Here is a 417-nt window from a genome sequence, read left to right on the forward strand (position 1 = left end):
GGCGCGATGTACCTGTTCCCTAAGATCGACACCAAGATGTACAACATCAAAGACGATCAGAAGTTTGTGCTCGACTTCCTTAAGCAAGAGAAGGTGCTATTGGTTCAAGGTACTGGCTTCAACTGGCCAAAACCGGATCACTTCCGCATCGTGACTCTGCCACATATCGAAGATCTAGAAATCGCGATTGGTCGTCTAGAGCGCTTCTTACAGACCTACAGCCAAGACGACCTCATCGAAGGTTAATAAGCACAAAGAAAGATGGCTACAATTTGCTGTTTTAAAAGACTTTAACTTGTATTCATTCACTTCTATGCTTAAAAGGCTCCTATTTAGGAGCCTTTTTTGTATCCGCTGTCTCGTGTCCCTGTGCAAACACAAGATACGAGTGGAGCATTGCTTATACCAATCACAGTA

The 417-nt window shown here is 43.9% G+C and carries 1 pseudogene; it reads left to right on the top strand.

Annotated elements, in window-relative coordinates:
• A pseudogene (locus tag AB4496_RS28285) lies at window positions 1-246 on the top strand (aminotransferase); the annotation flags it as partial.
• Window positions 247-417 lie beyond the last annotated feature (171 nt).

Origin of the sequence: Vibrio sp. 10N.222.46.A1, assembly GCF_041473595.1 — a bacterium.
Lineage (GTDB): Bacteria > Pseudomonadota > Gammaproteobacteria > Enterobacterales > Vibrionaceae > Vibrio > Vibrio tasmaniensis_A.